Source organism: Hymenobacter jejuensis (genome assembly GCF_006337165.1).
Taxonomy (GTDB): Bacteria; Bacteroidota; Bacteroidia; order Cytophagales; family Hymenobacteraceae; genus Hymenobacter; species Hymenobacter jejuensis.
The window spans coordinates 4,505,845-4,520,089 of record NZ_CP040896.1 but is presented as its reverse complement, the minus strand read 5'-3'; the positions used below and the strand labels follow the sequence as shown (position 1 = coordinate 4,520,089).

Below are 14,245 nucleotides of genomic sequence, written 5' to 3'. Positions count from 1 at the left end.
CCGGCATTGGACACTACAACTATTTTTCGCCGCTGTGTACCGCGGCAACGCGTGTTCTGGGTGTTGCTCGTCTGCCTGTTCAGCTTCTTTGTGCATTTGGGCGCGCCCGAAGTAAGCCTGATGGAATCCCGCAACTTTGTGGCCGCCCGCGAAATGGCCGCCGGAGGCTCTTGGCTTATTCCAACCATGAACGGGGAGTTGCGCCTGGCCAAGCCGCCGCTCCCAACCTGGGCCGTGGCAGCACTGCTGAAAGTCGTCGGCCCGACCCAGAATCTGGCCGTCCTGCGCCTGCCGGCCGCCCTGATGGCCACGCTGCTGATTTTCTTTTTCTGGGGCCTGGCCCGCGAACTGACCCGGGAGCAGCCGGCCGAAGCCGCGGCTCCCGGTCGCACGGCTTGGCTGTCCGCGCTGGTGTTGGGCAGCAGTCTGCTGCTGGTGACTACGGGTCGGGAAGGGCAGTGGGACATCTTTTCCAATTGCTTTATGGTTGGGTCCCTCTGGCTGCTGGTGCGCGGGCTGAACTCGGCGGGGGCCAGCTACGGCCGCTTTGTGGGAGCCGGTGTGTTGTTGGGGTGTTCTTTTCTGAGTAAAGGCCCGGTCGCTCTCTTCGGGTTGCTGCTACCTTTTGCCGCCTGTTACTGCATACAGCGGCTGAATCCTGCGGGCCGTGCGCGCCTGCGCGTCCATCGTGGCGGGCTGCTGGTGGCCTTGCTGATAGCTGTATTAGTAGGAGGGGCGTGGCCCTTGTATATCTTTGAGCACGTCCAGCCCGCGGCGCTAGCCGTAGCCCAGACCGAAGTAACCGCCTGGCGAGAGCGGCACGTTCAGGCTTGGTGGTACTACCTAAACTTTCCGGTATTTGCCGGTGTTTGGGCCGTAGTTGCTCTGGCGGCCTTGGCTGTGCCGTATGCTCGCCGACGCAGCGAAGCCTATATTCCGTATGTTTTTGCCTTGGGGTGGCTGTTGGTTACGTTGGTGCTACTCAGCGCCGTGCCGGAGAAAAAGGAGCGTTACATGCTTCCCCTGATGCCGCCGCTTGCTTTGTTGATGGGCGGAATGCTCCGCCACTGGGAAACCAGCCGGACGCTGCCCCGCTTGCGGCCTGCCGATGGTGTCTGGCTGCGGGTCTGGGCGGGGCTGCTGCTGTTGGTGTGCCTGCTGGTACCCGTTGCAATGGTGGTCATTAAGTTGCCCGGCTTTGAGCCGGCCACGCTGCGGTTTGGGGCGGCTTTGGGGGTGTTTGGTAGTTTGGCGGTGCTGGTGTGGCGGCAAGGCTGGCAGCGTCGCCAACCCGTGCACCTGACGGGGGCTTCCGCGGCTGGGATGGCGGCCGTTTTGGCGTTGCTGATGCCGGCATACCCGGTCTGGGAAGCTCGGAAAGGCGATGGCTCCCTGCGCCACATTTCCGACGTGCGGGAGCGCGCCGAGTTGCAACGCCTGCCTTGGGTGGGGCAGCAGGAAGTGCACATTAAGCAGGTCTGGAATGCCGGCCGATCCATCCCCACTTGGCACCCCGACACCACGGCCGCCGAGCTGCCGTCGCTTCCGGTAGTGGTTTTTTCCTCCGACCCGCATGTGCTCGAGAAACTGCCCCGCAAATGGCGCGCCCGCCTGCGCAGCGAACGCATCGATAGCTTCTTCCTCGGCCGCACAGCGAAAGACGGCTGGTGGATGGTAAGCTTACTTCAGCGAAAGGTAAACTAGCGTATAGTAATGTAACTGAATGTCAATCAATTAGTTACATTACTAATTGCACCCAATAGTTTATTAACATAATATTTACACGGATTGTTGAATTGCATTTTACCCCAACGGCCTCTTCGTGTCCTTGCGCACAACGGGAGGGGCCGTTGGGGTAATTTCACTTACCGAGTGAGCTGTCTGCGGATCTTTTCCAATAGAAAGCCGACGATTTCTAAGTCATCAGCGTCCTGGATCAGCAACTGCGTATCTATGCCAGGCCCGTTGATCCGGATGGCATAGGCCCGTTCGCTCGTCTGGTCGGTGGAAACGGCCGGCGTAAGTGCTCTTTCAGGCGTTGCCGTCTGTTGGGTAGACGCAGGTTCGTTTGTAGTGCCGTTAATCGCTGTAGATGGTGGAGATGGAGCAGCGCGGGTTGTATCCGTAGCATCTGGTGTGGTAAAGACGTTTGCAGGCCCGCCATTGGGTACAAACTCTGGCTTAGCCTCCTGGTCCAGATCGTCAGTGTCAAGTCCAAACAGACTGGAGATAGCATCCCGCGTCCGGCTGCTGGGTACAAGCGGGGTATCAGGTTTTATGCCATTGGTAGAAAGTACTCCTGAATCGGGCGATACAGTTGTCGCCGGGGTGCTTGCACCGCGCGTGGGCTCTGGAGTCCGAAAAGCATTGATCGGCATTTCAGTACTGGCTAGTTCTCGACGCGGCTGTTGTTGGGCTAGTTGGTCAATGTCGGCTACTACGTTTCGCTCATCCAGAATGCCTACCATCCGAGCGCCGTCCACGAAGGCTTTGGAAACGTTCTGAGCATTAATTTCTTCAACTCCGAATTCCCGGATCAGCATCACATCAAACATATGGACCGGCAGTTCCCGATTGCGAAACTTCCGGCAGATTTGCGTGAATAAGGGAGGATGGAGGAAGGCCTCGCGATGAAAGATTTTCTCTTCCTGCTTATCGTAGGCGTGTTTGATGCGCCTGAAGAGATTTGTTGTGGTGAGCAACTCTCGCTTGCTGGTTAACAAGCCAAACTTAACGGCTGAGCCTATTATTGCTTTAAATGAACCGCTGACCTTTCTGTTAAGCTTACGTGCACACGTTTCAAGTGCACACTTACCACCGGTGTCATCAACAACTTCTGCTACTTCCCAAGCGCCCATGTAACTGGTGCGGGGGTAGTCTATAGTCTTAGGCATATTATTAGGAGAATGTCTTGTGGGTATATACGAAATAAAGAGCAACAAGTATATAAACAACAAGCATACATTAGTAGCATAAAGTACAAAAAAGTACAAAATACTTATTATTATATATGCTTTTTTGTACTATTATATACGTAACTATACTTTTTTAACACATCATTTAATTGTACTACAATATCAATTACTAATTACCTAAAAGATAATACTACCCATACAGTCGGGCGCCTGGGGCAAGCAGTAGGGGCTTTGAGTGATTTTAATGCCGTCTGCAACACCACTGGCGACACATCTCGATTCTTATAGAACTTTTGCCTTTATATATACAAGTGCGGCTAGAAGGCAGTAAATACAGGAGAATGAAAGTTCACGGCAAAGTTTCTGATTCTGATAGACAGGAGGGAACCCAAAGCGCCAGAGTGTTTTCTAACCAATACAGAGCTAACTTCGTGAAATTTCTACTAACCGCCGAGGTCACGACATGGAATTATAGCGCTGCAAGGACACATACATGCCATGGGCGGTCCAACAATGAATACTTATCTAACGCAGCCGTCTGTATTGCCCAAGCACACCAGTTGCCGCTTCGACTTCTGACTCAGCGTGGCCACTAGGCATTGATGATGTGATAATGCAACAAAAAGCTTTGACGAGATGATGAGCACTTTAACGAAACCATCTTTGCAAACCAGCAGGAATTACATAATGCAACAATCGGTGGCGCGCACTTAACCATCTTACATGTCTAGGTTTAACTGCTCTAGATTCTGTGATTTCCGATTTATAACGAGCCGAATTTCAACTGCTTTAAGACACGTGGAAACACAGGGACTTGTCATGCTTCCTAGTAGCTTAAAATTGCTTAAAGCATATATGCAAAGCGTGGAGACCACCGCAATTTGAACAAATTGAACAAAGTCATTTGTCTTATAATTTATATTATGTTAAGTAGAGTTTCCAAGAAATAGCCCGAACAACGAATTCGGGCTATTTCTTGGGTTTTATACTCCCCCGCTTTCACAGGGTTATCGCACTAATTTATTTAAGTGCGCTGAGCTTGGCGTTCATCTTGTCGGCATCGGCTGTGCGACCCAAGCGGAAATACACTTTCTGCAACGAACTGATCGTGGCACGATCGTTTGGCTGAAGCTGGAGCGCTTTCTCGAAATACGGCACCGAATCCTGGAAGTATTTCTTGCCGTCGGCTTCCAGCTTCTTGCCGGACTTCTGGTACGAAGCCAAATCCATCTTGCTGGCTTTGGTATACGCATCGGCGGCCTTGTTGTAGTTGTACACGCCAAGGTTGAACTGCGCATCAAAGTTGTTCGGATCGATCTCAACTGCTTTCCGGTACGCAGCGAGCGCTTGGTCGGGTTGCTTGTTTTGGTCATAGATCGAACCCAACACCGCGTACAAGTTGGAATTGGTGGGGTCAGCAGCAATGGCGCGGTTGATTTTGTCAATAGCATCCTTGCCACGACCCGCCGTCAGGTCCATGTTCAGGTCTTCCAACAAAAAGGCTTTGTTGTTGGGATATGCCTGCAATGCCTGCTGAATGATTTGCTTGGCTTCGGCATCGTTCTTTTCCTGACGCGCGATCTGCAACAACCGGCCGTACACCTGTGGCGACTTGTAATTCAGGGCCATCAGCTTCGAATAGTTGCTTTTGGCCGAGGCAAAATCCTGGTTGGCTTCAGCAGCATAAGCCGCGTACAAATACGCGGTAGTGTCGGCCGGCCGGATTTGCTGCGCCATCTGGTAAGCTTTTAGGGCCTCGCCGTAGTTTTTGCCGTTGTAGTTCTCCACGCCAGCGTTCAGCGCCGCGCCGTACAGGTTGTCCAGCTTGGCAGTAGCCAATTTGCCGTACTCCCCGTCTTTCCCGTCTATTTGAATGGCCTTCTGATAGGATTCAAAGGCAATTTTAGTGCCTTCGCCTGGCTGAAGTGCTTTACCATATATAGGGCTATCCACCATGCCCTGATACACATCGCCCCGGGTATACCAAGTCTTGGCTTTGCCCGAGGTTTTCTCGTTGGTGATGGCCTTGTCGATCTCGGTGCGAGCCTTGTCGAGCGTGCCTTGTTTCTGGAACAGAATGGCATTAGTTACTGCCGAGTTCTGCGCCGAAGCGGTATGCAGCGCGGCAGCAGCCACGAGCGTCAGAAAAATCTTCTTCATAGGTTTTTGCTGAAGAATAAGTAGGGTGAGTGAAAGGAAGGAATTGCTACGCAAACGGCAGAACCCGAAATCGAGTTCTGCCGTGGAAATTAATTTGCGCTAAGGGTCTCTGGATCGGTTAAGGCGGCCAGATCATCGGCGGCGACGTCTACCACTGGCCCCTCCCCGTCCGGATTGCCATTGCCGTTGAGTTCGGCCTCGGCTTCTTTTTCATCGGCCGCGACTTTCGCAACCGACGAGATCTCGTCGCCTTCGTTGATCTTGAGCAACCGCACCCCTTGCGTGGCCCGGCCAATTGTGCGCAGATCGGCTACGCGCAGGCGGATGGTGATTCCCGATTTGTTGATGATCATCAGGTCGTCCGTATCGTTGACGTCCTTAATTGTAACCAACGCACCGGTTTTTTCGGTGATCTTCATGGCCCGAACCCCTTTGCCGCCCCGGTTGGTCACACGGTATTCTTCCAGCTCCGAGCGCTTGCCATAGCCGTTTTCCGATACCACCAACAGCTCCTGCGACGAATCAGAAATGCAGACCATGCCCACTACGCGGTCCTTTTCGTCAGAAAGCGAAATACCGCGAACCCCGGCTGCATTGCGACCCATCGAGCGCACTTTGCTTTCGGAGAAACGCACTGCCCGACCCGAACGCAACGCTACCACCACTTCGCTGTTGCCAGTGGTGAGCTGTACGTCGAGCAGCCGGTCGCCTTCGTTGATGGTGATGGCATTGATACCCGCCGCCCGCGGACGTGAATACGCTTCCAACGGCGTTTTCTTTACCGTGCCCTGTTCGGTGCAGAACATCAAGAACGTATTCTCCAGATAATCAGGATCACGCAACCCTCTGACATTCAGCACACTACGAACAGCGTCTTCACGCGGAATTTCGATCAGGTTTTGGATAGGACGGCCTTTGGCGTTCTTCCCTCCTTCTGGCACTTCGTACACTTTCAGCCAGAATACGCGACCAAGTTCAGTGAAGAACAAGAGGTATTCGTGCGTGGTGGCCACGAACAGGTGTTCCGTAAAGTCATCCTGCTTGGAGGCTGCGCCGCGTGCGCCAACCCCCCCGCGGCCTTGGGCCCGGTACTCGTCGAGGGGGGTGCGCTTGATGTAGCCTTCGTTGGAGATCGTGATTACCATGCTCTCGTCGGCAATCATGTCCTCCATCGAGAAGTCGCCGCCGGCATACTCGATACCGGTACGGCGGGCATCGCCGTAGCGTTCCCGAATGTCGATGAGCTCATCTTTGATGATCTGCCGCTGCAACTCGTCCGACGCCAATACAGCGTTCAGGTGGTCGATCAGGCGCATCAGCTCCTCGTATTCCTTTACAATCTTATCACGCTCCAGGCCCGTAAGCCGCTGCAAACGCATGTCGAGGATAGCACGAGCCTGCACTTCACTCAGGGCAAAACGCGCAATCAACTCAGCACGAGCCACTTCCGGATCTTTCGAACCGCGAATCAAGGAGATCACCTCGTCGAGATGATCGAGGGCAATGAGAAGGCCCTCCAGAATGTGAGCCCGCTTTTGTGCCTCAGCCAACTCGAAACGCGTACGGCGAATGATCACCTCGGCACGATGCTCGACAAAGTACACGATTAGCTCGCGCAGGTTCAACGTCAGGGGCCGGCCCTTGACGAGCGCCACGTTGTTGACGCCGAAGCTGCTTTGCAGCTGGGTGTACTTATAAAGCTGGTTGAGCACCACGTTGGGCATGGCGTCGCGCTTCAGATCGTACACGATGCGCATACCGTCGCGGTCCGACTCGTCGCGCAAGTCGGCGATGCCTTCGATCCGCTTTTCGTTGATGAGGGCAGCCGTCTTTTCGATCATCGACGCCTTGTTCACCATGTAGGGAATCTCGGTGATGATGATCTGCTCTTTGCCCGAAGGCAAGGTCTCAAACTGCGCCTTGGCCCGCACCACAATGCGGCCGCGGCCGGTTTCGAACGCCTGTTTTACGCCTTCGTAGCCGTAAATCGTGCCACCGGTCGGAAAGTCCGGGGCCAGGATGTGCTCCATCAGCTCCGGAATGGTGATTTCCGGGTTTTCGAGGTAGGCAATGATGCCATCCACAACTTCCGTCAGGTTGTGCGGCGCCATGTTGGTCGCCATACCCACGGCAATACCCGACGTGCCGTTGACCAGTAGATTCGGGAATTTGGCCGGCATTACGCTGGGCTCTTCCAGCGAGTCGTCGAAGTTGGGCTGAAAATCAACCGTTTCCTTGTCCAGGTCGCCCAGCAGCTCGTCGGCCAACCGCTTCAGGCGGGCTTCGGTGTAACGCATGGCTGCCGGCGAGTCGCCGTCGATCGAGCCAAAGTTACCCTGCCCATCTACCAGCGGGTAGCGCAAGCTCCAATCCTGGGCCATGCGCACCATGGTATCGTACACGGAGGAGTCGCCGTGTGGGTGATATTTACCCAGCACTTCGCCCACGATACGAGCACTTTTTTTATAGGATTTGTTGTAAGAGACGCCCAGCTCGCTCATGCCATACAGCACGCGCCGGTGTACGGGTTTCAAACCATCGCGTACGTCGGGTAAAGCTCGGGAGATGATAACCGACATCGAGTAATCGATGTAAGCCCCACGCATCTCGTCTTCAATGTTAATCGGAATGATCTTTTCGCCTTCCGCCATAGGGACAAATGAGTCGGCCGGCGGCCCCCGAAAGGGCCGTTCCGGCGCCGGTGAATGAGTACTACGTTAAGCCTGCAAGATACGCAAAAAAGCCCGTTTTACCTAGTATTTCGCCCGCTTTAGGCTACTTCAGGCCCTTGCTTTTATCGTTCTTGTGCCGGCCGGTTTCCTGCTTGTGTACCTTAATCTTTTCGCCAATTGCGGGGTTCTGTTTTTTGAACCACGGTTGCCCGTGATACTTGGTGCCGTCGTGTAAATGCACCTTGCGCGTGTGACAGGAAGCAATCGGACAGGTGCGGCACGAAGCCACCGTCAGAAGCAACATCAGCGGCAGCCCAAGCCGGGTAAAAAGTAAGCGTGATTTCATCCTTCAAAAGTACTAGCTCTTCGCTAGCAGCGTGTAGTGGTTTTTACTTGGCCTCGCCGGTAGTGGTGAAGGTGGGCTGATAATCAGCCCCCGCACCTACGTCCTCGCTGCTCCATTCACGCAGGAATTGCGCCAGAAAGATTTCCATAAAGCGATGGCGCTCCTCGGCCACGGCGCGGGCCGCAGGCGTGTGCAGGCGCTCGCGCAGGTGCAAAAGCTTTTCGTAGAAGTGATTGATCGTAGGCGCTACATTCTGTTTGTAGCTCGCAAACGACTCGTGCGCAACGGGCGGCACCGCGGGGTCGTGCAAGGGACGGCCTTTGTGCCCGCCGTAGGCGAAGGCCCGCGCCACCCCAATTGCCCCGATGGCATCGAGGCGGTCGGCATCCTGCACGAGTTCGCCTTCCAGGGTGCTCATGGGCGTGGGCACACCGAGGCCTTTGAAGGAAATCTCCCGGATGATGGCTTCGACCCGCTGCATCACGGCTTCCTCTACCGCCAGGCCACTCAACCACTCACGGGCGGCGCGCGGACCGGCTTCCTCGTCGCCGCCATGGAATTTCCAATCGGCTACGTCGTGGAGCAAGGCCCCAAGCTCGGTAACTACCATATCGGCGCCCGGCGTGCTAACTGCCAGTTGGCGAGCCACTTGCCACACGCGCCGAATGTGCTCCCAATCGTGGCCGGAACCTTCGTGAAGAAATTTTTGCCGAACAAATTCGGCTGTACGCGCAATGATTTCCTGTGAGTCCAAGGGAAGTAAAGTAAAAGCGATGGTATGCCTGCGCCGCGTCGAGGCTCGACTAGGCGCACCACAAAGCAACGATTCTATCCGCAAATACTTGCCTTCGGCCGGCGGTTACTACGCTTCTCGTAAAAACTCCGGCGGCACTTGGTCCACCAGCCACACGCCGTTGCCCGATTCATAAAAGACAGCTCCACTTTGGTACAGCCCTGCCGCGTCCACTACCAAAACCACGGGCTTGCCGCGCCGGCTCCCTACGCGGCGTGCGGTTTCTGGGTCGGGCGACAGATGGACGTGGTGGCGGTTCATTTTGCGCAGGCCTTCGCGCCGAATGGCTGGCATGGCGGCGGCTACGGTGCCGTGATACAACTCGGCCGGCGGCTCAGAAGGCGTTAGCTGCAAATCTACCGCTACGCTGTGTCCCTGTTGGGCGCGAATGCGGGTACCCGTTTCGTCGTAGGCGAAACGCTGTTTGTCACTTCCCCGCACCAGTTCATCCAGCTGGGCTCGGCTGATGGGCTGCCCTTGGCGGATGCAGGCGGCGAGCAGCTCCTCCACTCCTACCCAGCCCCCGGCCTGCAAGGCCAAGCCCAACGCTTCGGGCCGATGCCGCAAGTGCAGGCTGAGAAATTTGCTAAGGCGAATGGCTTGGGCGGGATTCATGAAGTAAAAGAGGTCATAATTTCTTGTCGAAGCGGCCTTCTGTAACGATCACCGAGTCACAGCCGGGTTGGATAAGCTTGCATAACACCAGCGAAAAGCACGAATGGCAAATATTCCACGCCGGTACTTCCGAAGCGAATCAGCTTTTACAGATATTGGATATACATCAACGCGCTTTCTAAATATAAATATTTGATTATAAATCACTTACACACATAAGTTCAGACATTATAGCTACTCCTTCTTTTTCACTTACAATGCTTTCCACTCCGCTGAATAACCTGCAACTCACCATCCCGGAATCTTTCGCAGGGCGTTCGCCGTTCATAGCGTATATTGCCGTCAAATGACGGTTTGAAACTATGCAAATGACAGCGCTTCGTAAAACTCCGGTGGCCAACATGGTCGATTTGATGGGCGGCGGCACCGTGATTCCGCAGCCGGTGCACAATGAGCTCGACTTATTGGCCGTGGCCATCAAAGGCTTGCCGGTACGCGCCCTGCGGGCATTGCAGCAGCATTTGCGCTTCACCAACAAGGAAATCAGCGCCGTGCTCGACATTTCGGAAAGTACCCTGGCCCGCCGCGAACAGGCCAAAAGTCCGCTGACCCGCGACGAAGGCGAGAAAACCATTCAGCTCTCGGGCGTGCTGCTCAAAGGCCTGGAAGTGTTTGAGAACGAAGACGATTTCAATCACTGGCTCTCCACGCCCAACGTGGCCCTGGGCAACATCCGGCCCAAGTCGCTGCTGAGCTCGGCCATCGGGCGTGACCAGGTGCTGGCCGTGCTGTTTCGCATCGAGTACGGCATGTATTCGTAAGCCGTGCTGCTGTATCGCTTGGGCAAACAGGCCCGCATCCGCGATCTATCGGGCAGCGGTGGGTTGTACGCCCCCGCCCGCTGGCACACCAAAGGCACTCAGATTCTGTACACCTCCGAGCACCTGTCGCTGGCCAAGCTGGAAGTGCTGGCCAACGCCTCGTCGCTGCCCCAGAACTACTACGCCCTCACGCTGGAAATCCCCGACGACGCCTCGGTCCGGCAGATCACGGTTGCGGAACTGCCCGCCAACTGGCAGGAGATTCCGTATCCGCAGGAGCTGGCCGAAATCTCGCGCCTCTGGATACTGGAAGGCCGCTATTGGCTGCTGAAAGTTCCGTCGGCGCAGGCGCCCAGCGAGTGGAACTACCTGCTCAACCCGCTCCACCCCGACCACGTGCGGCTACGCATCGTATCGGTGGAGCCCCACCCCTTCGATCCGCGCCTAAAGCCACTGGACGAGCAGTAATTTCTTTTCAACAACTAGTTGCTGCTCAATTAATTACGCAATAGCATAACTCATGAACCTACTATTTTCCGGCTTATTTATTTACCCTGGCAAAGTGGGCGGGGCCGAGAATTTCTTTATCAACCTGGCCAAAGGCTTCCGCGACCTGCCGGCTGCTGACCACGTTACGCTGCTGCTGCAAGAGCAATTTCGCGATTATTTCGAGGCGCAGTACCCTCAGCTAGACAAGCAGTACGTGAAGGTGCCGTTTAACCGTGGGATCTACGAAATGATCTCGCCGCTCGTGCTGGAGTCGGTTCGGAAGGCGGAGGCGGTGTTCTACCCTAACTACGTGACCGGCTTCAACTTCGGGCGGCGGCGCAAGTTTTTCACCACCCTCCACGACCTGCAATACCTGCACTACCCGGAGTTTTTTTCTGCCCCCAAGCGCCAGTGGCTGCGGCTGGCGCACCTGCACTCGCTCTACCACGCCCGCAAGGTGGTCTGCATTTCGGAGTTTGTGAAAAACGACGTGCTCGAACGCTACGGCGCCCGCTACGCCGACCGCGTCACGGCCATTCACAACCCCATCGATTTCGAGCGCTTTGAACTGTATTTCAAGCCCGACTTGGAGCAGCCCGCCCGGCCCTTCATCCTGACGCTGGCCGCGCATTACCCCCACAAGAATATCCTGACGCTGCTCAAGGCATTTCAAATTTTCAACGCCCGAAACCCTGATTTTCAATTGGTGCTCGTGGGACAAACGGCCGACAAGCTCATCGGCGGCGATTATTCGGCTTATCACCGCCAGATCAACGAGGCCGTGGCCCAAAACCCAAACATCAGCTTCACGGGCTACATCGACAACCAGCGCCTCACCGACCTGATGCAAACGTGCTCGTTTTTCGTGTTTCCCTCGCTATTCGAAGGCTTTGGCATGCCGCCCGTGGAAGCCATGGGCCTGGGCATCCCGACCATCACTACGGCGCGCACATCGCTGAAGGAAGTCACGCTGGGCCAGGCCCTTTACGTCGGCGACCCCGAAAACCCGGAGTCCTTCGTCGAGCAGATGCAGTTTTGCACGGATAACCTAGCCGAGCAAAAACGCCTGTTTCAGCAACGGGCCCCGCAGGTACGGGCGGCGTATAGCCCCGTTACCATCGCACAGCAATACCAGAAAGTCTTCCACGAAGCAAAATAACCGTTTTCAACATAATCAATTGATCACGAATAACTTATACCAAAAAGGAAACACGCCTTTAAAGCTTTATTAAGGCCCACCAGAAATGAAAGATCTTTTCCTCGCGTTTGGGCGAAAACAGGGCGGCCGCTCAATCGAGGGAAAATCGTATTGGTTGAACTACAGCCAAAAACTACTGCCTAATCTACCCTAGTCAAATAAGTAATAAGCCAGAAAAAATTAGCTTTTATCTGGTGCTTTGAGTAACTTCTGAAATCATTCCGCTCTGACTTTTCCCGACTGCAACCGGACTTCTCGTCTGTCTTCTGCCTATGCTTTAACTGATACTGCTCAGCATTTTCCGACTCTTCTGGCCCTACTTTCATGACCTGGCTAAGAAGCAGTGTGCGGTCTGCTTGTTTACTGGTGACCTTCGTCGGCTGCGCGCTCCCCTTACTGGCTTGGCCAGCGGGAGACGGCGAAAGGCACGTTTCCGGCTCGGCGGCGAGCCTGGCGGAAACGATGCAGCTCAAAAAGCTGCTTGACACGGCTCCCCTAGGGCCCGTCGCGACCTACCAACGGCTCGGGTTGCACACCGGCTCGGCGGTGCAGGATTTCTACACCCAGCGGCAGTACCAACCCGTCTGGACGCAAGCGGCCGGCTGGAATTCTTCGGCAACGGCCGCGCTTTCCTTCCTCAGCACGGCCGCCGAATACGGCCTGAACCGCGAAACCTACGGCTGGTCGCAGCTGCGCGCCCTCCCCGACTCCCTGACGTTGCGCTCCGCCGACGCCGAGCGCGCCCATCAGCTGGCCAGCTTCGAGCTTCGCCTCACCGACGCCTTGCTGCGCTATACCCAGCACCTGCACCAAGGGCGACTACGGCCCGGCACCTTAGCGCCCACCGATCAGGATTCGCTGGCTACGCGCCGCGCCGTGGGGCGGCTGTTGCAGGCCCTGGGTAGCCAGGATCTGGCCGCATCACTATTGCACGAGCAACCGCAAAGCCGGATGTATGTGCAGCTGCAACGCACCTGGAGCCGCATGCTGCGCGCCTCACCTGCCGACTCCCTGCGGCTGATGAGCGGCGAGCAAACCGAATTTCGGCGCGTGGCCATCAACCTGGAGCGCCTGCGCTGGGAAGCCGCCGCGGATTCGGAGTACGTATTGGTCAACATTCCGGCCTACCGGTTGCAAGTAATCAAGCGAGGCCAGGTGCTCCAGACGCATCGCGTGATCGTGGGCAAGCCCGTCACGCCCACCCCGCTCATCGACAGCCGCATTATTGTATTCGTGACGGCCCCGGAGTGGCGCGTGCCCTACAGCATCGCCGTCAATGAAATGCTGCCGGAACTCCAACGCGATCCGAGCTACCTGGCCGACAACAACTACCGCCTTTACAACTACAAAAACCAACCCGTGAACCCGTGGCGGGTTCGCTGGAGCAAAGTCACGCCCGAAACCTTTTCCTACTCGATTCGGCAGATGTCGGGCCGCCACAACGCGTTGGGCGGCGTAGTCTTTTATTTCCCCAACGACCACACCGTGTTTCTGCACGACACGCCGGCCCGTAGCGCTTTTACCCAAACCGAGCGCGCGCTGAGCCACGGCTGCGTCCGCGTAGAAAAACCCTGGCAGCTAGCTTCTTACCTGCTTCGGCGGGACGGCAACGAAGCCGCCCTGAAGCCGGCCCTCACCGGCCCGGACCGCAGCCTGCGCCGCCGCTTCGACCTGCGCACCGGCCTGCCCATCCACATTCGCTACTACACCTGCGAAGCCGAAAACGGCAAGCTCGTTCTCTACAAAGATATTTACCAACAAGACGCCTGTTTGCGGGAAGCCTTCTTTACCAAAGACTCTACACCCGACCAGACGGCCATGAAGTAACTATTGATAATTACTTGATTATCAATACCTTATTTAACAACGAGCTTGCCGCGCAACATGTGCATGCCGCACGTAAACTCGAAGGTGCCCGGTTGCTGGGGCAGCAACTCAATGGTCGTGGTTTGGAAAGCGGGCAATTCGCGGCGAATGTGAAAATCGGGCAACAAAAGCTCTTCGGAGCAGCTCGCATCTTCGGTGCGGTGAAAATGCAGCTGTACCGGTCGGCCGCGCTCTACCTCAATCACGTCGGGGGAATAGCCGCCTTTCACGGTGATATCGGCCTGCTGCAAGCCGCCCAAGGAAGAAACGGCGCTCACCACCTCGCGTTCGGAGAAGAAAAAATACCACAGCACCAAGCCAATCAATAAGGCCCCGGCGGCCGTCACGAATAATTCGACAGTATCCATAT

General features: G+C 55.8%; 12 protein-coding genes. 5 read left to right on the top strand and 7 right to left on the bottom strand.

Going from position 1 to position 14,245, the window contains the following annotated elements; all coding sequences use genetic code 11:
* Window positions 1-6 precede the first annotated feature (6 nt).
* A complete protein-coding gene (locus FHG12_RS18580) occupies window positions 7-1,704 on the top strand; it encodes an ArnT family glycosyltransferase (RefSeq protein WP_139517213.1) in 1,698 nt (565 codons plus the stop codon).
* Window positions 1,705-1,865: 161 nt separating this feature from the next.
* On the opposite strand, the gene FHG12_RS18575 is transcribed toward FHG12_RS18580, so the two are convergent.
* The 6 genes from FHG12_RS18575 to FHG12_RS18550 all read right to left on the bottom strand — a co-directional run bounded on the left by FHG12_RS18575 (window position 1,866) and on the right by FHG12_RS18550 (window position 9,501).
* Window positions 1,866-2,894, bottom strand: a complete 1,029-nt coding sequence (locus FHG12_RS18575; RefSeq protein WP_165699454.1) for a hypothetical protein — start codon at window positions 2,892-2,894, stop codon at window positions 1,866-1,868.
* A 1,041-nt stretch (window positions 2,895-3,935) separates the two neighbouring features.
* Window positions 3,936-5,075, bottom strand: a complete 1,140-nt coding sequence (locus tag FHG12_RS18570) for a tetratricopeptide repeat protein (RefSeq protein ID WP_139517211.1) — start codon at window positions 5,073-5,075, stop codon at window positions 3,936-3,938.
* Window positions 5,076-5,164: 89 nt separating this feature from the next.
* Window positions 5,165-7,726, bottom strand: a complete 2,562-nt coding sequence (gyrA, locus tag FHG12_RS18565) for a DNA gyrase subunit A (protein ID WP_139517210.1) — start codon at window positions 7,724-7,726, stop codon at window positions 5,165-5,167.
* A gap of 124 nt (window positions 7,727-7,850) precedes the next feature.
* Window positions 7,851-8,093: a hypothetical protein gene (locus tag FHG12_RS18560; RefSeq protein ID WP_139517209.1), complete on the bottom strand. Its 243-nt coding sequence runs from the start codon at window positions 8,091-8,093 to the stop codon at window positions 7,851-7,853.
* Window positions 8,094-8,136: 43 nt separating this feature from the next.
* The gene (locus FHG12_RS18555) at window positions 8,137-8,847 is read right to left on the bottom strand and encodes an HD domain-containing protein (RefSeq protein WP_139517208.1); all 711 of its coding nucleotides are present in this window, start codon (window positions 8,845-8,847) and stop codon (window positions 8,137-8,139) included.
* 108 nt (window positions 8,848-8,955) lie between these two features.
* Entirely contained in the window at window positions 8,956-9,501 is a 546-nt protein-coding gene (locus FHG12_RS18550) for an RNA 2'-phosphotransferase (RefSeq protein WP_139517207.1), read from the bottom strand.
* A gap of 368 nt (window positions 9,502-9,869) precedes the next feature.
* On the opposite strand from FHG12_RS18550, the gene parS reads away from it, so the two are divergent.
* The 4 genes from parS to FHG12_RS18530 all read left to right on the top strand — a co-directional run bounded on the left by parS (window position 9,870) and on the right by FHG12_RS18530 (window position 13,836).
* Window positions 9,870-10,322: a type II RES/Xre toxin-antitoxin system antitoxin gene (gene parS, locus FHG12_RS18545; RefSeq protein ID WP_139517206.1), complete on the top strand. Its 453-nt coding sequence runs from the start codon at window positions 9,870-9,872 to the stop codon at window positions 10,320-10,322.
* Between the two features lie 3 nt (window positions 10,323-10,325).
* Window positions 10,326-10,790 (top strand): RES family NAD+ phosphorylase, encoded by a 465-nt coding sequence (locus FHG12_RS18540; RefSeq protein ID WP_139517205.1) that lies wholly within the window; start codon window positions 10,326-10,328, stop codon window positions 10,788-10,790.
* Between the two features lie 52 nt (window positions 10,791-10,842).
* Window positions 10,843-11,970 carry a glycosyltransferase family 4 protein gene (locus FHG12_RS18535; protein ID WP_139517204.1) on the top strand — a complete coding sequence of 376 codons (1,128 nt, stop codon included), beginning with the start codon at window positions 10,843-10,845 and terminating at the stop codon, window positions 11,968-11,970.
* 501 nt (window positions 11,971-12,471) lie between these two features.
* On the top strand, window positions 12,472-13,836 hold the full coding sequence (locus tag FHG12_RS18530) for a L,D-transpeptidase scaffold domain-containing protein (protein ID WP_165699453.1): 1,365 nt from the start codon (window positions 12,472-12,474) through the stop codon (window positions 13,834-13,836).
* A 29-nt stretch (window positions 13,837-13,865) separates the two neighbouring features.
* On the opposite strand, the gene FHG12_RS18525 is transcribed toward FHG12_RS18530, so the two are convergent.
* On the bottom strand, window positions 13,866-14,243 hold the full coding sequence (locus FHG12_RS18525) for a cupredoxin domain-containing protein (RefSeq protein ID WP_139517202.1): 378 nt from the start codon (window positions 14,241-14,243) through the stop codon (window positions 13,866-13,868).
* Between the last annotated feature and the right edge of the window lie 2 nt (window positions 14,244-14,245).

Excerpts from the sequence above, each read along its gene's own strand:
- FHG12_RS18570 (WP_139517211.1), bottom strand. The coding sequence starts at position 5,075 with ATGAAGAAGATTTTTCTGACGCTCGTGGCTGCTGCCGCGCTGCATACC.
- FHG12_RS18525 (WP_139517202.1), bottom strand. The coding sequence starts at position 14,243 with ATGGATACTGTCGAATTATTCGTGACGGCCGCCGGGGCCTTATTGATT.
- FHG12_RS18530 (WP_165699453.1), top strand. The coding sequence starts at position 12,472 with ATGCAGCTCAAAAAGCTGCTTGACACGGCTCCCCTAGGGCCCGTCGCG.
- FHG12_RS18560 (WP_139517209.1), bottom strand. The coding sequence starts at position 8,093 with ATGAAATCACGCTTACTTTTTACCCGGCTTGGGCTGCCGCTGATGTTG.
- FHG12_RS18535 (WP_139517204.1), top strand. The coding sequence starts at position 10,843 with ATGAACCTACTATTTTCCGGCTTATTTATTTACCCTGGCAAAGTGGGC.
- gyrA (WP_139517210.1), bottom strand. The coding sequence starts at position 7,726 with ATGGCGGAAGGCGAAAAGATCATTCCGATTAACATTGAAGACGAGATG.
- FHG12_RS18575 (WP_165699454.1), bottom strand. The coding sequence starts at position 2,894 with ATGCCTAAGACTATAGACTACCCCCGCACCAGTTACATGGGCGCTTGG.
- FHG12_RS18550 (WP_139517207.1), bottom strand. The coding sequence starts at position 9,501 with ATGAATCCCGCCCAAGCCATTCGCCTTAGCAAATTTCTCAGCCTGCAC.
- parS (WP_139517206.1), top strand. The coding sequence starts at position 9,870 with ATGACAGCGCTTCGTAAAACTCCGGTGGCCAACATGGTCGATTTGATG.